Source organism: Neptunicoccus cionae, assembly GCF_002860325.1.
GTDB classification, from domain to species: domain Bacteria; phylum Pseudomonadota; class Alphaproteobacteria; order Rhodobacterales; family Rhodobacteraceae; genus Amylibacter; species Amylibacter lutimaris.
In genome coordinates this window covers 241,122-259,523 of record NZ_PKOJ01000007.1, presented here as the reverse complement: position 1 = coordinate 259,523, position 18,402 = coordinate 241,122, and the positions used below count along the sequence as shown (strand labels likewise).

The 18,402-nt window shown below is 56.7% G+C and carries 15 protein-coding genes and 1 tRNA gene; 6 read left to right on the top strand and 10 right to left on the bottom strand.

Annotated features, from left to right (window positions below; translation table 11 throughout):
* Positions 1-224: 224 nt before the first annotated feature.
* The gene (locus C0U40_RS16365; protein ID WP_101656880.1) at positions 225-1,796 is read left to right on the top strand and encodes a helicase HerA-like domain-containing protein; all 1,572 of its coding nucleotides are present in this window, start codon (positions 225-227) and stop codon (positions 1,794-1,796) included.
* Positions 1,797-1,872: 76 nt separating this feature from the next.
* Here the strand turns inward: C0U40_RS16365 and C0U40_RS16360 are convergent, their stop codons facing one another.
* From C0U40_RS16360 to C0U40_RS20340, 4 genes are all read right to left on the bottom strand, one after another.
* A complete protein-coding gene (locus C0U40_RS16360; RefSeq protein WP_101656879.1) occupies positions 1,873-3,189 on the bottom strand; it encodes an HlyC/CorC family transporter in 1,317 nt (438 codons plus the stop codon).
* A gap of 128 nt (positions 3,190-3,317) precedes the next feature.
* Positions 3,318-4,241: a site-specific tyrosine recombinase XerD gene (locus C0U40_RS16355; RefSeq protein ID WP_101656878.1), complete on the bottom strand. Its 924-nt coding sequence runs from the start codon at positions 4,239-4,241 to the stop codon at positions 3,318-3,320.
* A complete protein-coding gene (locus tag C0U40_RS16350) occupies positions 4,238-5,692 on the bottom strand; it encodes a hypothetical protein (protein ID WP_145991952.1) in 1,455 nt (484 codons plus the stop codon). Before C0U40_RS16350 ends, C0U40_RS16355 begins: the two co-directional genes overlap by 4 nt.
* Positions 5,679-5,813, bottom strand: a complete 135-nt coding sequence (locus C0U40_RS20340) for a hypothetical protein (RefSeq protein WP_268237044.1) — start codon at positions 5,811-5,813, stop codon at positions 5,679-5,681. The genes C0U40_RS16350 and C0U40_RS20340 overlap by 14 nt, the downstream gene beginning before the upstream one ends.
* A gap of 204 nt (positions 5,814-6,017) precedes the next feature.
* On the opposite strand from C0U40_RS20340, the gene C0U40_RS16345 reads away from it, so the two are divergent.
* Entirely contained in the window at positions 6,018-6,560 is a 543-nt protein-coding gene (locus C0U40_RS16345) for a shikimate kinase (protein WP_435673799.1), read from the top strand.
* Positions 6,560-7,672, top strand: coding sequence for a 3-dehydroquinate synthase (aroB, locus tag C0U40_RS16340; protein ID WP_101656875.1), 1,113 nt, complete (start codon positions 6,560-6,562; stop codon positions 7,670-7,672). Before C0U40_RS16345 ends, aroB begins: the two co-directional genes overlap by 1 nt.
* Here the strand turns inward: aroB and C0U40_RS16335 are convergent.
* Together C0U40_RS16335 and C0U40_RS16330 are read right to left on the bottom strand one after the other, a co-directional pair.
* On the bottom strand, positions 7,669-8,568 hold the full coding sequence (locus C0U40_RS16335; protein WP_101656874.1) for a DMT family transporter: 900 nt from the start codon (positions 8,566-8,568) through the stop codon (positions 7,669-7,671). The genes aroB and C0U40_RS16335 overlap by 4 nt on opposite strands.
* Positions 8,568-9,530, bottom strand: a complete 963-nt coding sequence (locus C0U40_RS16330) for a radical SAM protein (protein WP_101656873.1) — start codon at positions 9,528-9,530, stop codon at positions 8,568-8,570. Before C0U40_RS16330 ends, C0U40_RS16335 begins: the two co-directional genes overlap by 1 nt.
* A gap of 141 nt (positions 9,531-9,671) precedes the next feature.
* Here C0U40_RS16330 and zwf point away from each other — a divergent pair, with 141 nt between their 5' ends.
* Genes zwf through pgi form a run of 3 tightly spaced genes read left to right on the top strand, consistent with a single transcriptional unit; the run spans position 9,672 to position 13,416 of the window.
* A complete protein-coding gene (gene zwf, locus C0U40_RS16325) occupies positions 9,672-11,126 on the top strand; it encodes a glucose-6-phosphate dehydrogenase (RefSeq protein ID WP_101656872.1) in 1,455 nt (484 codons plus the stop codon).
* Positions 11,123-11,800, top strand: a complete 678-nt coding sequence (pgl, locus tag C0U40_RS16320; protein ID WP_101656871.1) for a 6-phosphogluconolactonase — start codon at positions 11,123-11,125, stop codon at positions 11,798-11,800. The genes zwf and pgl overlap by 4 nt, the downstream gene beginning before the upstream one ends.
* Before the next feature lie 11 nt (positions 11,801-11,811).
* Positions 11,812-13,416 (top strand): glucose-6-phosphate isomerase, encoded by a 1,605-nt coding sequence (pgi, locus tag C0U40_RS16315; protein ID WP_101656870.1) that lies wholly within the window; start codon positions 11,812-11,814, stop codon positions 13,414-13,416.
* 78 nt (positions 13,417-13,494) lie between these two features.
* Here pgi and C0U40_RS16310 read toward each other — a convergent pair whose 3' ends face one another.
* The 4 genes from C0U40_RS16310 to C0U40_RS16295 form a co-directional block, all read right to left on the bottom strand.
* Positions 13,495-13,986 carry a fasciclin domain-containing protein gene (locus C0U40_RS16310; protein WP_101656913.1) on the bottom strand — a complete coding sequence of 164 codons (492 nt, stop codon included), beginning with the start codon at positions 13,984-13,986 and terminating at the stop codon, positions 13,495-13,497.
* A gap of 415 nt (positions 13,987-14,401) precedes the next feature.
* Positions 14,402-15,775 (bottom strand): antiviral reverse transcriptase Drt2, encoded by a 1,374-nt coding sequence (gene drt2, locus C0U40_RS16305; RefSeq protein WP_101656869.1) that lies wholly within the window; start codon positions 15,773-15,775, stop codon positions 14,402-14,404.
* Between the two features lie 292 nt (positions 15,776-16,067).
* Positions 16,068-16,141, bottom strand: a tRNA-Gly gene (locus C0U40_RS16300).
* 113 nt (positions 16,142-16,254) lie between these two features.
* Positions 16,255-18,315: an ASKHA domain-containing protein gene (locus tag C0U40_RS16295; RefSeq protein ID WP_101656868.1), complete on the bottom strand. Its 2,061-nt coding sequence runs from the start codon at positions 18,313-18,315 to the stop codon at positions 16,255-16,257.
* Positions 18,316-18,402 lie beyond the last annotated feature (87 nt).

Below are 18,402 nucleotides of genomic sequence, written 5' to 3'. Positions count from 1 at the left end.
GCGTTTGCAGTTCTCCCCGTCGGACTAGCCGATCATTTGTAAAGGCACGCTAAGACAGAATTTTCCCCGCGTCAACAGTGGCTTGCTTTGTAAAGTTTGTAATCTGTTAGGTATAAACTAATCTTCGATTTCTTTATCGGATGGTCAAAATTTGCGCCCGATTCAGCAGTGGCACCGAGAGGATAAATGGCTATTCTGCCGACAAACAGGCAGGAGCTCACTTTATGCAAGACGGAAAATCCCTTTTTATCGGTGGCGGAGGCCCCGATTATGCTGATCCCCAATCACTCATTTTAAAATATGCAAACCGGCACGGGCTCATTGCGGGGGCGACCGGTACGGGCAAAACCGTAACATTGCAAATTCTGGCAGAAAGTTTCTCTCAAGCAGGTGTTCCGGTCATTCTGTCGGACGTAAAAGGGGATCTTTCCGGGCTTGCAGGTTCCGGATCGCCGCATTTCAAATTGCATGAAGCCTTCACCAGCCGTGCGGAAAAAATCGGTTTTGACGATTACGGTTATGACGCATTTCCGGTCACTTTCTGGGATTTGTTCGGCGAACAGGGCCATCCCGTGCGCACTACAATATCCGAGATGGGGCCGTTGTTGCTTTCCCGCCTGATGGAACTGACCGAGGCGCAGGAAGGGGTTCTCAATATCGCTTTCCACGTGGCAGACGAACAGGGGCTTGCGCTTCTCGACATGAAAGATCTCCGCGCAATGCTCGTGTGGCTTGGAGAGAACGAAGACGCGGTCTCGCTGGAATACGGAAACGTGGCGCGCAGTTCGATCGGTGCGATCCAGCGGCGGCTTCTGGTGTTGGAAAATCAGGGAGCCGATGCCTTTTTCGGGGAGCCGGCGCTCGATCTGAACCATATGATCTCGACCACGCAGGGCGGGCAGGGGCGCATCAACATTCTTGCGGCAGACAAGCTGATGCAATCCCCGCGGCTTTACGCGACCTTCCTGTTGTGGATGCTTTCAGAACTGTTTGAAACCCTTCCCGAAGTCGGCGATCCGGACAAACCCAAACTGGTATTCTTCTTTGACGAGGCCCATCTGCTGTTTGACGATGCCCCGAAGGCTCTGCTTGACAAGGTGGAGCAGGTTGCGCGGCTGATCCGCTCCAAAGGCGTGGGCGTGTATTTCGTAACGCAAAATCCGGCGGATGTGCCTGACGATATTTTGGGGCAGTTGGGAAACCGGATACAACACGCGCTGCGGGCCTTTACACCAAAAGACCAGAAAGCGCTGCGTCTCGCAGCCGAAACCTTTCGTGCCAATCCCGCGTTTGACACGCGGGAGGCGATTACACAGGTCGGCGTCGGCGAAGCGTTGGTCTCTACGCTTGAGAAAAAAGGCATGCCTTCCGTGGTGGAGCGTACGTTGATCCGGCCACCATCCTCGCAACTCGGACCGATCACTGCGCAGGAGCGCAAGGATGTTATTGCCGCTTCCCCCGTTGCAGGCCTTTACGAGGCCGCCGTTGATCGGGAAAGCGCCTTTGAAATCCTGCGCGAACGGGCAGCCAATGCTGCCGCTGAAGCCGAAAAGCAGGAACAGGCCGCACAACAGGCTGGAGAAGCTGAAAAAGCCGAGGAAGACCGCGCCCGTGAATTCCAGCGCGCACGGCGTTATGATGGTGGATCAAGCCGCACCAAGAGCACCACGACTCGTAGATCCCGCAGTGACAGTGTGGGTACGACTTTTGCCAAATCGCTTGCGCGACAACTTGGTACGAAAACCGGCCAGACACTGGTGCGCGGTATTCTTGGCAGCCTGTTTAAGGGACGATAGGCGCTCTTTTTGGAACAAATATCCATATCCCGCCCCCGAAAGAAGAACAGGCTTTACGGGGGCGGCTTTGATGATCCTAAAGGGGTTTGATCCGTAACTGGGTGATCTTGTTCTGCTCGCGTTCGATGATTTCAAACCGGAAGCCGTGGAAGGCGAAAACCTGTCCGGCATCGGGGATCATCTGGGCTTCGTGGATCACCAGCCCGGCGACGGTATTGGCTTCGTCATCGGGAAGGGACCAGTCCAGCGCGCGGTTCAGATCCCGGATCGTCATGGCCCCATCAATCAGATAATGGCCGAGCGTGTCGATCTCGGGTGTCGGCTGGTCGTCCACATCATGTTCGTCCGAAATCTCGCCGATAATTTCTTCGATGATATCTTCCAGCGTAATCAATCCCTGCAGCGCGCCATATTCGTCCACCACCAGTGCAAAGTGGGTTTTACGGCGCAGGAATTCGCGTAACTGGTCGTCAAGTGTGGTGGTTTCGGGGACAAAATACGGGGTCATGGCCACATCAAGCACATTGAACCCGTCCAGATCGCTCGCGGCATCCTGTTCGCCCCGCAGGATCTTGTTCACAGCCCGCAGCAAGTCTTTGGCATGAAGAACGCCGATAATGTTCTCGGGATCGTCCTGCCAGACGGGCAGGCGGGTATGGGGCGATGTAAGACACTGGTTGATAATGTCCTGCGGTGAATTGGAGGCGTCTACCATTTCCATATCGGAACGGTGCAACATGATCTCCTCGACCTCGCGGTCTTTCAGGTCCAGCGCGCCAAGAAGACGGTCACGGTCGTCGCGGTCTACAGTTCCTTCCACGTGGCCAAGGGAGATGGTCCCTGCGATTTCGGCCTGTGCGGCAGAGGCTTCGCTTTCGGCTTCTGCACTGACGCCCAGCGCGCGCAGGATGCCCCGCACGATCAGTTGCACCAGATTTACGACCGGTGCCAGAACCGCCACGACTATGGTGATCGGAAGAGAGACATGGGTCGCAGCCTTCTCCGATTGAAGGATCGCGTAGGTTTTCGGCAATACTTCTGCAAAAACCAGTACCAGAATGGTCATGATCAGCGTCGCAAGGGCCACGCCGCTTTCTCCGAACAGCCGCATAAACAGGCTTGTCGCCAGCGAAGCGGCAAGGATATTCACAAGGTTGTTGCCCAGCAGAACGGCCCCGATCAGGCTTTCGGAGTTTTCAGTCAGGCGCAGCGCACGACTCGCGCCTGCAGAGCCGCGGTCCGCAAGGGAATGCAGCTTGCCCCGCGAAGCCGCCGTCAGGGCAGTCTCGCTGCCAGAAAAGAAGGCCGAGATCGCCAGCAGGCAGATAATGCCCCCGATCGTCAGCCAGGCACTAATGTCCATAGTCGCGGTTGCGGTTTGCGCCGTATCCATCCGGTATTATCCTTACAAAAGGCTGTGTTGTTGCGATCTTAACCTGCTAGCAAATAAACCGGAATAGGGCGGGGGATCAATCATCCGCGTCAGTTTGGCGTCAAATACAAGGAGTGTGGCGCGGGCAGTTATTTCTCTGCAAGCGGATGGTGCTCCATAACCAGTTTCTTGAGGTTATCGTCCAGCACATGGGTGTAGATCTCCGTCGTGGCCACATCCGCGTGGCCAAGCAGCATCTGGATCACGCGCAAATCAGCGCCGCCTGCCAGAAGATGGGTGGCAAAAGCATGGCGCAGCGTGTGCGGGGTGACAGACTCGGGGCTAACCCCGCCGTTGACAGCAAATTCCTTCACCAGTGTATAAAACCGGATGCGCGTCAGGTGTCCGAGCTTGCCATTGGAAGGAAACAGGAACCGCGAGGGTTGTTTCCCCTTTAGGCGCGCGGTCTCCTCATCCCTGTCGCGTCGCTCCAACCATACGGCAACTGCCATCTTTGCCGGGGGGGAAAGCGGTACCAGCCGTTCCTTGTCGCCCTTACCGCGCACCAGCAACATCTCTGGATTGCCCCTTACAGCCGCGACCGGCAGCGAAACCAGCTCGCTGACGCGCATCCCCGTTGCATAGAGAAGTTGGATCAGGCAGCTGTTGCGTAACCGGTCGGTTTCGCTTCGCCCCGTGGTTTGAGCGGCCTCAAGCAGACGGTCCACTTCTTCCTCGCTCAGGGTTTTGGGCAGATGACGCTTCTTGCGGGGGCCTCTGATTTGCGTTGCAGGATCATCCTCCCGCCAGCCCTCTTCAAAGGCAAACCGAAACAATTGGCGCAAGGAAGAGAGCCGACGCGCCCGCGTCGCTTGTGCCATTCCCCTCTGATCGAGCGATATCAGGTAACCTTCCACATCGTCTCGGGTTGCCCGTGAAAAATCCGTGCCGGCATGGCTCAGAAATTCGCCAAATTCCCGTAGATCGGCGGCATAGGCCTTTAGTGTGTTTTCAGAAGCATCATGTTCGGCGTACATGGCTTCGAGAAAGGTTTCGATCCAGTTTTGCATCATATCTGACGGGCTTTTTGCAACAGAACCGCCAATGCAATCTGTCGGGCGTCGTCTTCCATGCCCGCCAGCACCAGCGCTGACAGGCTGGCCTCTACCGCCAGCGGATCGGCGTAACGTGATGCAATCAGGTCAGTCGTGGAGCGCAGGATCGCCTCGCCGAACCGGCCCTGCCGTGCATCCGTAACCGCTGAAACATCCAGTGTCGTTCCATCAAAAGCGGCTTTTACAGCTGCTTCAATATCGTTCTGCGGATTTGGCAAAGCCTGACCCTGAGCGATGGCCTGCAAAAATGCTTCCGTGTCGTGCTGTGGTGTATATTCAAATGTCAGGTCTGCGTAATCGGTTTGGGTCAACCAAAGCCGGTATCGGATCGACGCGGCTTTTGGCGAAAGCTCCATATCCCGCAGATCATCTGCTGCCAGATCGGCAAGAATAAACTCCAGTCCAACCGCTCGCAGGGTGCGATAGGCATCTGGCAGCGCTTTGGAGATCGCCTCTGCGTCATTTCTGTCAATTGCTTCGATCAGGTTCTGAACAGCAGAAATCCGGACCCAGATACCACCGGAGGCGGCCGGCTCTCCGTCTTGATACAAAGAGATCAGCCGATCGGGCGGGATTGCGCCGGACCGAACAAGCCTTTCGGTCGCCAGTACCTGATTGCGCCATCCGGTCTGGCTTTGCAAATCGCCGTGGAGAAAGGCCAGTGGCAGTGCGCGTCCGCTGCGGGGCAGGGCCAGTGCTTCGCGCATGACAAAATCCAAAGCCGTTAGCGGAGAAGGCGGCGGCGGCGCGGCGCTTTCCTCGAACAATTCGGGATCAAGAAAACGGGCAAGCAGGTGTTCGTCAGGATCACTGATCTGGCCAAGTGCTTTGGCCGTGGTCAGCGTCAACGCTGCAGCGGACCAGTCATTTGCACGGGCCAGACAAAAAACGCGGGCCTTGAAATCCGGCGTCAGGCTCGGGTTGCGCAGCATCATGTTACAGGCGGACTGGGCCCGACCGGCCAGTAGCCCGACATCGAACGTCCGGCGAAACAACTCGGGGGTTTGTGCGCCGACACGGTCCAGCAAGGCCTCTGCCTGTTCGAGCGCACCGGCATTCATGAGATAATCCACCCGAGCCAGCAGCAGGGCACCCTTCTGCGAGATATATTGCGGGGGATCAACCTCGCTCAGAACAATCCGCTGCCACAGCGCATTGATCTGTGGCAAGGCACCTTCGTGAAAAGGAGCAACCAGACGGGCAAGCGTAGCCACATCGCTATTGCCCCAGAACTCCTGTGGAATACCGGATTGAGAGGGGCTCAGAATGCCCACAGCGTCGGTCTGGACCGTATCCAACTGGCTTGTGCGGATTGCTTCGGTGGTAATGCCCCCGACGATCCCCTGCGCCTGTGCAGAAAACGGCGTACAGCTTAAGAATACGACGCTACAGATTCTATGTGTCGTCAAGCGTAACAGGGACTGTCACCTCTGTTTTGGGGGCAGAAAGATCGCCCACGAAAGAATACCCCAAAACCGCCAGAAATGCGAGGATCAGTACTAAAATGAGAAAACGGATGATCCTGCCCATTGATTTTGCCTCTATTGCCTTCTTTTCTTACTTTGCCCCTTGATGCTGCCATCAAGAAAGACCCCGGATCGGGCCTCTGGGGGTTGTATGAAGTTTAGACAATGTTATCACCCAAATTGGAATTTGATAATGGGGCATCGGCAGGAACTTGCGTATTTTCCTGACGGACCCCGGGCTTAGGGACGGGCTGGATTGGGCTATCACTTGAAAAAAACGGTTGTGCTGGTCGGGCTGATGGGGGCTGGCAAAACCGCGGTAGGTACGCTAGTTGCGCAAAAGCTGGGCGTGCCATTTCTTGATTCGGATCACGAGATCGAACGGGCTGCCAATATGACGGTGGCCGAGATATTTACCCGTGACGGAGAGGCGTTTTTTCGCGCCAAGGAAAGTCAGGTGCTAGAGCGGCTCTTGCTTGGAAAACCTTGCATCCTGTCCACGGGCGGCGGGGCATATCTGGCTGAAGGCAACCGCGCGCTGATTGCAAAACACGGGGTGGCTTTGTGGCTGCGGGCCGATCTGGAGCTGCTGTGGTCGCGGGTCCGGCATAAAAGCACGCGCCCACTGTTGCGTACCGACAACCCGCGCGAAACGCTGGCAGGGCTTCACACTGCGCGCACACCAATTTACCAGAACGCCGAGATTGTAGTGGACAGCGAAGAAGGGCTTTCCCTTGAAGATATGGCACAGCGGGTAATCCAAACCCTGTTGGCCGACTCCAACAGCGGCGTCACAAAAGGAGCACGCTAATGCGCGAACAGGTAGTCGTGGATCTGGGGCATCGCTCCTATAACATTGAAATAGGCACTGGCCTGCTGGCGGAATCCGGCGCTTATGTTGCGCCGTTCCTGCGCCGCAACAAAGTAGCAGTCATCACGGATGAAACTGTCGCTTCGAAGCATTTACCTGCGCTGCTGTCAGGGCTGGAAACTGCAGGTATAGAGGCCGTCACGCTTCAGCTTCCGGCGGGTGAAGCCACCAAAAGCTGGGACCAGTTGCAGCGTACCGTTGAATGGTTGCTGTCCGAAAAGATCGAACGGGACGACATCCTGATTGCTTTTGGCGGTGGCGTGATCGGTGATCTTGCAGGGTTTGCAGCGGCCATTGTGCGCCGTGGTATCCGTTTCGTGCAAATGCCCACGACATTGCTGGCTCAGGTAGACAGCTCCGTGGGCGGCAAGACGGGGATCAACTCACCTCACGGCAAGAACCTCGTGGGTGCATTTTATCAGCCGCAACTGGTTCTCGCCGATGTGTCATTGCTCGATACGCTGGAGAAACGGGATTATCTGGCAGGCTACGGGGAAGTCGCGAAATACGGCTTGCTCGGGGATGCGGATTTCTGGGACTGGCTGGAGGAAAACGCTGCGGCTGCGGCTGCAGGGGATGTGGCCAAACGCATCTACGCGGTGAAACGCTCTTGCGAGATGAAGGCCGAAATCGTGGCGCGGGACGAACAGGAACGGGGGGATCGCGCCTTGCTGAACCTCGGCCATACCTTCGGACATGCGCTAGAGGCAGCCACAGGCTATTCGGACCGCTTGCTCCACGGTGAAGGCGTGTCCATCGGTTGTGCACTGGCTTATGAAGTGTCCCAGAGGCTCGGGTTTTGTTCGCAGGAAGCACCGAGCCGCGTTCGGGCTCATTTCAAGGCGATGGGTATGAAATGCGACCTGTCGGAAATCGATGGTCCGCTGCCCGATGCCGAAGGACTGATCGACCTGATGGGACAGGATAAAAAGGTCAGCGACGGTGTAATCGGCTTTATCATGGCCCGCGGTTTGGGAGAGGCATTCGTTACCCGTGACGTGGACCTGACTGTCGTGAAATCCGTATTGTCCGAGGCGCTCGCCGCCCGTTAAGAGGCTTCGGCCTTGCGGGTGCGGCGGGTTTCGATCACGCCGGAGGCCAGCGCAACACCGGCGGTGACGATCAGGATGCCAAGCCATTTGAAGGCTGAAATCGGCTCGTCCAGAAACACCCATCCCCCGATTGCCGCGATCACCGGAACCAGCGCGGCTGCGGCGGCGGGAATGGCAGAGCCAAGGGTGCGGATGGCGTAGAGGAAGGTAAAGTTGGCGACAAATCCGGCCATGAACCCCTGAAACACCTGAATCGCAAGGATCGGTGCCGGCACAGAAAACAATCCGGTTCCAAAAAACGCGATTGCCGTAAGAAAGGCCAGTGAGGACCACCCCAGAATAACCACAGCGCCGTCAATCGGGTCCAGCGCCGAGATGTTGAAGCGCACGGTATAGGCCGCCCAGCAGCAAGATCCGGTCAGAAACAGCAGATGCCCGCGCCAGCTTCCCGAGGCGGTGTTGAGGATCGCCTCAAATCCGCCCACGGCCAAAGCCCCGATCAGGATCAGCGCGATACCGGCATATTGAATGCCCGCGTAGGCCCGCCCCAGAAAGATCAGGCTCAGAGCTGCAACAAAAACCGGCAGCATGGACGGGGTAAACAAACCGCCGTCAACCGTGGGCGCATATTGATAGCCAGAGGCGAGAAGAATCGTGAACAGGGTGCCACCTCCGCCGCCGATAACCAGAATATCAAGCCAGTTTGCCGACTTCGGTTTAATGCCCCGTTTCAGGATAAATGGCAGAACTGCGATTGCTGCCGGAACAGAGCGCAGCACGCCCATATCGATCGGGGAAAGCTGCTGTGTCATGGCCGCCCTTGTGGACACCAGATAACTGCCCCAGACGAAGACCGTCACCGCGAGAGCGCCCCAGGACAGAATGAATCGGCGCATCAGACAGAACAGGACGCGCCGCCAAGGACGCAGAATTTAGAGCAGTGGGGATGGTTCAGCTTCACGGGTTTTTCTGCTTCTTCAAGGGTTCGACCCAGATTGAATTCCGGATCATAAGGCAGAAGCGTGCAGGCCAGAACAGAAAGATGGCCGTCGCCTTTGTACTTTACCACCATGCGGGATGACGCGCACATTACATCATTTGGGGATTTGTTCAGAATACCCCAACAGGCTGTGGTGATCTCGGGGACCTCGGCCATTTCATCCATTTCCGGAAACAACATGGTTTGGGCTGGATGGGCCGGATCAATATCAAACCCGTATTGTTTATAGAGCGCGGCGTATCCCGCGCGGCTTTCAGCGTCGGTATCACCCCAGATCGTGCGTCCCGCCACATGCATCGGAATACCCGCGTCCCGCAACCATTCCATGCCTTTTAGGGTCAGGTCAAAACTGCCTTCTCCCCGTTCCTTGTCGTGGTTTGCACGGTCGTAATGGTCCACTGAGATCCGCATGGTCAGCTTGCCCGGATGGGCCTTGTGGAGGTCCAGTATACCGGTCTGTACCCGCTTGCGCATCATCGGACGCATGGCGTTGGTCAGGATCAGGACTTCATAGCCCCGTTCCAGACAAGCGGCCGTTATTTCAACCATTTCAGGATTCATGAAAGGCTCGCCGCCGGTGAAAGCGATTTCTTTCGTGGGCCAGCCACGGGCCTCTATCTGGTCAAGATAATCTTCGACTTCGGCACGGGTGATGTAGACCAGCCTGTCATTGGTGGGTGAACTGAAAATATAACAGTTCTCGCATTCAATGTTACACAAGGTACCGGTGTTGAACCACAGGGTGGTTGCCCCGTTCAACGCAACGGACGCACGCTGTTCCCCTTTGGCGGTGATGTCAGGATGCTCGAATTTCCCCAAAGGTTGCGGGTCGGGAAGGTCGAATTTCTGGTGGTTCATACGGTCTGCCTGTCATTGCTTGCCTGATCGCTATCCGATTGTATGTTAGTTTTCAAAGGAAAGCTTGCAAAACCCACGTAGTTGTGACTGTATGCGACGCAACTACGTTATCGCTAACATTAACAGTTCAGAGGTGCCCAGATGGTCGCTAAAACTATACCGGTTGATCCATTCGACTTGATCATCATAGGCGCAACAGGCGATCTGGCCCGGCGCAAGATCCTGCCCGGCCTGTTCCGTCGGATGTGCGCAGGGCAGATGCCCGAAACGGCCAAAGTCATTGGCGCCTCGCGGGGGGAGCTTGACGACGCAGGGTTTCGCGACTTCGTAAAGGATGCGCTGAAGGAATTTGCGGGCGATACAGCCAAAGACAGCAAATCGGTGGCCCAGTTTCTGGAAATGCTGGAGTACGTGTCTCTGGATGTGTTCGGAGATACCGGCTGGAAGGAACTGAAATCAAAACTGCGCCCCGATATGATCCATGCGGTTTATTTTTCGGTCGGGCCGAGCCTGTTTGGCGAAATCGCCCGCAAGCTATCAGGGCATGGTATTACCGACGAACACAGCCGGATCGTCGTGGAAAAACCGTTTGGCCACGATCTGGAGACTGCAAAAGCACTGAACGCGGAGCTGCGGGCCTGTTTTGACGAACACCAGATTTACCGGATCGACCATTACCTTGGTAAGGAAACCGTGCAGAACCTGATGGCGGTGCGGTTTGGTAATGCGTTGTTCGAACCTTTGTGGAACGCTCAACATGTGGATCATGTGCAGATCACTGTTGCTGAAACCGTCAGCGTAGAGGGGCGGGGGGGATACTATGACAAATCCGGCGCCATGCGCGATATGGTTCAGAACCATCTGATGCAATTGTTGTGTCTGTCTGCGATGGAACCGCCCAGCAAATACGGGGCCGATGCGGTGCGCGATGAAAAGCTGAAAGTGATCCGCGCGCTGGAACCTGTGGCCCCGTCCGAAGTGGTCCGCGGCCAGTATTCTGCCGGTCGTGATATGGCCAGCTATGTCGAACACGCGGAAGATCCAGAATCCAAAACCGAAAGCTTCATTGCGATGAAGGTGAAAGTGGCGAACTGGCGGTGGGCCAGTACGCCGTTCTATCTGCGTACCGGTAAACGCCTGCGCGGGCGGATGTCCGAGATCGCCATCGTGTTCAAGGATCCGCCTCATTCTATCTTTGAAGGGGATTTCAACCGCAAGGGCAACGTTCTGGTGATCCGGCTGCAACCGGATGAGGGAATCACCATGCGTGTAACCATCAAGGAGCCGGGACCCGGCGGTATGCGCCTGACCGAAGTGCCCCTTGATATGTCCTTTGCAGATGCGCTTGGCGATCAGGTCTCTGTCATGCCGGACGCTTACGAGCGGTTGATCATGGATGTGATCCGGGGCGACCAGACCCTGTTCATGCGCGGCGACGAGGTCGAGGCTGCATGGGCTTGGGTCGATCCCATCATCGAGGCTTGGCAGGAGGCGGGCAGCCGCCCTGTACCTTACGATCCGGGCGGTTCGGGACCGGATGACAGTCTGATGCTGCTGCATAAGGACGGACGCCGCTGGCGGGAGATCAAACCATGAGCGAGTTTATCGAATACGACAACCGCGACGCCCTGTTTGAAGGTTTGGCCGACATCGTAGAGAAACAATTGCACGCCGCTCTAGAGGCAAACGGAACTGCAACACTTGCGGTTCCGGGCGGGACCACACCGGCGCCGTTTTTCCATCGGCTGCGCACAGCGGATCTGGACTGGTCCAAGGTCAAGGTGATGCTGACGGATGAAAGGTTCGTGCCGGAAGCGTCCGAGCGTTCCAACACACGGCTTCTGCGCGAAAATCTGTTGCAGGACAATGCAGCCGCTGCAACGCTAATACCCTTCTATAAGGCAGCGGAGGCACCGGAAGATGTGCTTGAAAGTCTGCGCGAAGGGATTGAATCCGCCCTCCCGCTGGATGTTTGTGTTCTGGGTATGGGCGCGGATATGCATACCGCAAGTATCTTCCCCGAAGCGGATCTGCTGGCAGAGGCGCTGGACCCGCAAGCGCCGGTTCTTTTACCCATGCGTGCGCCAAACGCGCCCGAACCCCGCCTGACACTGACAGCGCCCGTGTTGCAGGCGGCCAAAGCGGTTCATATCCTGATCGCGGGATCTGTTAAGAAAACCGCCCTTGCACAGGCACAGTCGGCCCGATCCCCCCTTGAAGCGCCGGTCCGGATCGTTCAGGAACAGGCCATAACCCATTACGCGGATTAAGGAATTTTAAAATGAGCATTTGGCAGTCCCTGTCTGGAAACTTTGAAACCAATGCGTCGCGTTCCATTTTGGGACTGTTTGACGATCCCGAACGTTTCGCATCATTCTCTGCCAGATGCGGGGATTATCTGCTGGATTATTCCAAGACCAATCTGGATGCCGAGGCAAAAAGCCTACTTCTGGACCTTGCGCGGTCCTGTGGTGTTGAAGCCAAACGGGACGCCATGTTTGCAGGTAACGCAATAAACCAGACCGAAAATCGGGCCGTGTTGCATACCGCCCTGCGAAACCTGTCGGGGCGGCCTGTGCTGGTGGACGGGGTCGATGTGATGCCGGATGTTCTGGAAACGCTAGAGGCGATGAAAACCTTCTCGGCTCGGGTACGTTCAGGTGAACTGGCCTCTGCCAGCGGCGCGCCGTTTACTGATGTGGTGAATATCGGGATCGGCGGTTCGGATCTGGGCCCTGTCATGGCAAATATTGCCTTGTCGCCGTATCACGACGGCCCGCGTGTACATTTTGTGTCCAACGTGGACGGGGCAGACATCCACGACACGCTGAAGGGGCTTGATCCGGCCACAACCCTGCTGATCATTGCGTCCAAAACGTTTACAACCATAGAGACGATGACAAACGCCGAAACCGGTAAGAAGTGGCTGTTGCAAGCGGTATCGGAAGAACGGATCGGCGACCATCTGGCGGCACTGTCTACAGCGCGGGATAAAACTGCGGAATTTGGCATCCCCGAAAACCATGTGTTCGGCTTTGCCGACTGGGTTGGCGGGCGCTATTCGGTCTGGGGACCGATCGGTCTTTCGGTCATGCTGTCCATTGGCCCCGAGAACTTCACAGACTTCCTTCAGGGCGCAGAGGAAATGGACACGCACTTCCGCGAAACACCGTTGGAAGAGAACCTTCCGGTCCTGCTTGCGCTTGTAGGGATCTGGCACAGCAATATCTGCGGCTACGCCACCCGCGCGGTGCTGCCCTATGACCAGCGGCTATTGCGGCTTCCGGCCTATCTCCAGCAGCTTGATATGGAGAGCAACGGCAAAGGCGTTGATATGGAGGGCAATCCGCTGCCCCGTCACTCCGGCCCGATTGTCTGGGGAGAGCCGGGCACAAACGGCCAGCACGCTTTCTATCAGTTAATCCACCAGGGCACCCGCGTTGTTCCTTGCGAGTTTCTGGTCGCACGGCGTGGCCATGAAAGCGAACTGGCCCACCAGCATCGATTGCTGCTGGCCAATTGCCTCGCCCAGTCCGAGGCATTGATGATCGGGCGCAGCATGGATGAAGCCCGTGAATTAATGCGCGAACAGGGGTTTGAAGGGGCAGAACTGGAAAAACAGGCCGCCCACCGCGTGTTTCCGGGCAACCGTCCCAGCGTGACCATGATGTACAACATCCTTGACCCGAAAACGCTCGGCAAGATCATCGCGCTCTATGAACACCGTGTGTTTGTGGAAGGGGTGATCTGGGGCATCAACAGCTTTGATCAATGGGGTGTGGAACTGGGCAAGGTGCTCGCCACGCGGATGCTGCCCCTGATCGAAGGCGAGGCCACGTCCGAGGATAAGGACGGCTCCACCCGCGGGTTGCTCGCAACTCTTTAATACGGCAAAGGCTCCGGCTGTTACCAACCGGAGCCTCCGCCAGACTGCCCGTCATGCGTGCCTGTTTATCGTCTTGGATTATTTCGGCACAAGCACTCCATTCACCACATGGATGACGCCGTTCGACTGCATCACATCTGCGGTTGTAACCTTATAGGCATTGCCGCTTTCGTCATAGATGAACACCTGACCACCCGGGGTCAGTTTTGCCGACAAGGCATCGCCGGATACCGCGTTAAAGTGAAAAAACCCGTCTTTGCTTTTCTTCGTGGCTGCCACGATGTCCGACGCCGTCCATTTGCCGGAAACAACATGCGCTGTCAGAATTTTGGTCAGCATCTCTTTGTTTTCCGGTTTCAGCAGCATGTCCACAGTGCCATCGGGCAGGGCGGCAAAAGCGTCATTTGTTGGTGCAAAGACTGTGAAGGGACCTTCGCCTGCCAGCGTATCCACCAGACCGGCAGCTTTGACAGCGGCGACGAGCGTGGTGTGATCGGCGGAATTTACAGCATTCTCAACGATGTTTTTGTCCGCAAACATTTCTGCGCCACCAACCATCGGATTTTTCATGCCATGGCTTTCCGCAAACGCGGCGCCCCCAGCCAAAAGACCTGCGACCACTGCACCTACCAGTATATTTTTCACGATTGTTCTCCCTAGATTGAAACGCCATCTATCGGCGTGTTGTGCAAGGGATACGGCGGTCAGGCAGACGCGGATTGGTTTTGTAAGTCACAAGTTCGTGTGGTTGCGTGATCACGTAGCGCAGCCGCAGTGCAATCACAGGAAACGGGCGTAAACCCAGCGGTTTAACACGGATCAATTCGGAGGGGACTGGAGCGGGTAACGAGAATCGAACTCGTAACTAAAGTTTGGGAAGCTGAGAGAGAAGTCGCCTTTAACTTTTTCTACATCAAGTGGTTGGCGGTGAATTCCAACCATGATTGTAGGCAGTTTGTAGGCGATGGCGATGTGCCAAAAAATGTTAAGGATCGGTGGTCACGAGGCCGCCATAGACACGAGTTACCTCATCTCTCCAGGCGCGGTCGAACCATTTGATGTGGTTCTTGACCTGCTGCTTGATCTCACGGCTTCCCATGATCTTGGCCGCCTTGTGCGCGTAGCGGATGAAGTTTCGGCGTTTCCCTGCGTGAGTGTATCGGCTCCGCATTTCCCGCTCATAGACCTGAAACGACGGTACCTCTTTCGACTTAGCAGCAACCAACTTCGCATGAATCCCGCGCCGCATTTTCCTGAGATAGGCGTCGATGGAAGAGGACCGGATCAGAGTGTGGCGCCCGTCAAAGGTGAAGCCAAGGTACTGGATTGGCTTCGTCGAGATCAGAAGCCCGCCTGAGAAGTCGGCGGTCTCGGTCTTCTCAACCGATATTGCGAGGCCGGAGTCGGCCAGCATCTTTTCAACCACCGCAACCACGTGACTGGCTTTCGCGCCCAAGGGCAGTACGACTGCAATGTCATCCGAATATCGTCGGTAAGAGCCACCATATTTCGAGCAGAGGGCGATCATCTCCCGGTCAAAGGAGCGCAGGTATATGTTGGCATAGAGACCGGAGACAGGCGTGCCTTGTGGGATGCCATAATCCAGCTCGTGGCGCCGGATCAGGCCATTCTTCCGGCCTTGCACATGTGCAATGAAATCCTGTGGTGAACAAACCCGACCATGCCCGTTGCGTCTTCGCCCGAGCAACTTGTCCAGGTCGTCGGTTTCGACCCAAGAGTACTTTGTAATGTTCTGCCAGACACGGCCATGATGGGAATCTAGGCGGCTGACACCTAGTAGTCCGGCGATCTCATCCCGAAGCAGCTTGTGATCCAGGCAATCGAAGAATCCAGAAATGTCCATTGCGAAGACCGAGCATTCTTGCCTGTCTAGGATCTCGTCGAACAACGATTTCGCATGGTGAATATTGGTTCCGCCACCCTTTCGGTAAGCCAGGACGGAGCCTGAACTCCCATCGGAGGCAAGGGCGCTCTCGTAGTAACCGTTAAGGTGAGCGGCATAGCCCTGCAAGTACGCGGCGTCCTCATGACCTGCAAAGCGGATCGGTCGGGTTTTGACTTTCTCCCTTCGGACGAACTCCCCGCCGTCGTCCCGGAGCCAATTTCCAGCATCATCTTTGACGCGAACTAGCCGTCGGGTCACGTCGTTGAAACCGAGTAGGGGCAAGAAGCGGTGCGGCTTTATATTCGAACCGAAGTCGATGGTCTGCTCTCGTTGATCTTCGGGTACCGGTAAGTCGAAGTGCTTGTATTTGCGCTCCTTCGATACCGACTTGAGAATGAAATCGTCGGTCGAGGGGTCAAACTCGTTTTCGGAATGTAGGTAAAACCCGGGCATCAATGAACTCCGTTCTTCAAATGCCCGGGCTATTTGACCTAGCTCCCATCCGCCGCTTTAGCGGCTTTTGGTACGAGAAAACCTAGCGTGGTATGTTGTAACCACGTTGTGCATGGAAGGATGCGACATGACCTGGATCACGCCGACCCGCCTGACCCGGGCGCGGATAGCGCTTGCGGGCCTTAACACTGGTCATCCGGGTCCTTTGCCCCGGGGCATCCTACCACTTAGGGGCTCATATTGCGGTTACAAGCCCCCCATTAAATATTTTCCAAATTTTCAGCGGAAACCTTGGAGCGGGTAACGAGAATCGAACTCGTAACTAAAGCTTGGGAAGCTGCCGTGATACCTTTTCACCATACCCGCTCTGTCGGGGTGATTTAGCGGCTTTGCAGATTGCCGTCAATCGCGGATAGGGGGCTTGACGCGGGAAACCCTGCAGCCTGTTTTAAAAGGGTGCAGGGTTGAAATATGTGACCCTAGCCGCGTCTGCGGCGGCGTCTGCCGCCACCACCGCCTGATGCGCTGTCACCTTCGCCGCCGGTGTTGAAGTTCACATCCGGCAGGGTGACGTGTGTTTCAAGGATCGGGAAGGGTTCAACACTATTCGGAATGGCGCTGGCGTTGACGAAATGCTCTTGAAAGCGGGGTTCGATTGCGGTTTCGATCTTGTGGATTGCTTTCACCGTTTGCTCGATCTCCCGTCGGGAGCCCACATTCAGCAACGCAATTCGTGCGCCCGTTCCAGCGGCGTTGCCAGCACTAGTGACTTTATCCAAGATGCAATCGGGGATCATGCCCAGCACCATCGCGTGTTTGGGCGAGATATGGGCCCCGAATGCGCCCGCCAGCACGATGCGGTCAACCGTATCCACACCAAACTTATCCATCAGCAACCGCGCACCGGAATACAGCGCTGCTTTGGCCATCTGGATTTCGCGGATGTCGCGGTTTGTGACCGTAATGCGCGGCCCGCCGTCGGCAGTACCGTCCCAGACCAGATAGGAATGGGTGCGCCCGTCAAGGAAACAGCGGTCGGTGCCCACTTGCGCAGGGGAGCCGATCAGCCCCGGACCGTCCACAATCCCTGCCAGCCGCATTTCCGCGACCATTTCAATGATGCCGGACCCGCAAATGCCGGTGATTCCGCTCGACAGGATGCTCTCGGCAAATCCTTCCTCGTCGGACCACAGGTCAGAGCCGATGACGCGGAAGCGGGGTTCTTTGGTGACGGGGTCGATCTCCACCCGTTCAATCGCACCGGGGGCCGCGCGCTGGCCGGATGAAATCTGCGCCCCTTCAAAAGCAGGACCCGTGGGGGAGGAACAGGCGAGCACCTTTTTCTTGTTCCCCAGCAGAATTTCCGCATTGGTGCCCACATCTACCACAAGCACGAGGTCTTCGGATTTGTCTGGTGCTTCGGACAGGGCCACAGCCGCCGCATCCGCCCCTACATGGCCTGCGATACACGGCAGCAGATACACCCGCGCCGCCGGATGCAGGTTAAGGCCCAATTCCAGCGCACGCAGGGAAATGCTGTCCGAACTCGCCAGCGCGAAAGGGGCCTGACCCAGTTCAAACGGATCAATCCCAAGGAACAGGTGGTGCATCACCGGATTGCACACAAACACTGCGTCCACGATCAGAGACTGGTCGATGCCCGCTTCGGCCGCGATATTGGTGAACAGGGTGTTCATGCCATCCCGCACGGCGCGGGTCATTTCCTGTGCGCCGCTCTCGTTCATCATGGAATAGCTGACACGGCTCATCAAATCCTCGCCAAAGCGGATCTGCGGGTTCATCAACCCGCTAGAGGCCACCACTTCGCCGGTTTGCAGATCACACAGATGCCCTGCGATAGTAGTCGAACCAAGATCAACCGCCAGCCCGTAGATGGAGCCTTCGTAAAAACCGGGCCAGATGTGCATGATACGCGGGCTGAACATGTCGTCGCCCAGATGTACCGCACAAGTGACCTTCCATTCGCCCTTGCGCAGGATTGGCTGCATTGTCTGGAGAATGCCAAGATCGGCCTCCAGATGGGGCAGGTCCCATTGTTCGCGCAGCGCTTTGACCAGCCGTTCCAGATCGCCGGTTGGGTCATGCATGTCGGGCTGTTGTACCTCGACAAAGAACAGTTTTGTGGACGGGTCCATGACGATGTCCCGCGCCTCCGCCCGTTTGCGCACTACTTGCTTGTGGACCTGACTTTCGGGCGGCACGTCAATCACGACATCGCCCTGAACTTGTGCCTGACAGCCGAGCCTGCGCCCGTCGATCATGCCCCGCTTGGATTTATAGCGCTCCTCTACCGAATTCCATTCGGACAGGGCGTCATCCGCGACGGTCACACCATGTTTGGAAAACTCGCCATACGACGGTTGTATCTGGCATTTCGAACAAATCCCGCGGCCTCCGCAGACACTGTCCAGATCCACCCCAAGCTGGCGTGCAGCGGTCAAAATCGGTGTGCCAACAGCAAAGCGCCCCCTTTTGCCGGAAGGGGTGAAAATTACCAGTGGATCGTTCGGAGTGTTCATGTCAATCGGCCTGTTCTACTTGGGAGGAACCAACAGGGCGACAATAGGCAGGTGGCAGGAAATGGGAAGCCAGCCCGCGTCAGTTTT

Excerpts from the sequence above, each read along its gene's own strand:
- C0U40_RS16365 (WP_101656880.1), top strand. The coding sequence starts at position 225 with ATGCAAGACGGAAAATCCCTTTTTATCGGTGGCGGAGGCCCCGATTAT.
- C0U40_RS16360 (WP_101656879.1), bottom strand. The coding sequence starts at position 3,189 with ATGGATACGGCGCAAACCGCAACCGCGACTATGGACATTAGTGCCTGG.
- C0U40_RS16355 (WP_101656878.1), bottom strand. The coding sequence starts at position 4,241 with ATGATGCAAAACTGGATCGAAACCTTTCTCGAAGCCATGTACGCCGAA.
- C0U40_RS20340 (WP_268237044.1), bottom strand. The coding sequence starts at position 5,813 with ATGGGCAGGATCATCCGTTTTCTCATTTTAGTACTGATCCTCGCATTT.
- aroB (WP_101656875.1), top strand. The coding sequence starts at position 6,560 with ATGCGCGAACAGGTAGTCGTGGATCTGGGGCATCGCTCCTATAACATT.
- C0U40_RS16335 (WP_101656874.1), bottom strand. The coding sequence starts at position 8,568 with ATGCGCCGATTCATTCTGTCCTGGGGCGCTCTCGCGGTGACGGTCTTC.
- C0U40_RS16330 (WP_101656873.1), bottom strand. The coding sequence starts at position 9,530 with ATGAACCACCAGAAATTCGACCTTCCCGACCCGCAACCTTTGGGGAAA.
- zwf (WP_101656872.1), top strand. The coding sequence starts at position 9,672 with ATGGTCGCTAAAACTATACCGGTTGATCCATTCGACTTGATCATCATA.
- pgl (WP_101656871.1), top strand. The coding sequence starts at position 11,123 with ATGAGCGAGTTTATCGAATACGACAACCGCGACGCCCTGTTTGAAGGT.
- pgi (WP_101656870.1), top strand. The coding sequence starts at position 11,812 with ATGAGCATTTGGCAGTCCCTGTCTGGAAACTTTGAAACCAATGCGTCG.
- C0U40_RS16310 (WP_101656913.1), bottom strand. The coding sequence starts at position 13,986 with ATGAAAAATCCGATGGTTGGTGGCGCAGAAATGTTTGCGGACAAAAAC.
- drt2 (WP_101656869.1), bottom strand. The coding sequence starts at position 15,775 with ATGCCCGGGTTTTACCTACATTCCGAAAACGAGTTTGACCCCTCGACC.
- C0U40_RS16295 (WP_101656868.1), bottom strand. The coding sequence starts at position 18,315 with ATGAACACTCCGAACGATCCACTGGTAATTTTCACCCCTTCCGGCAAA.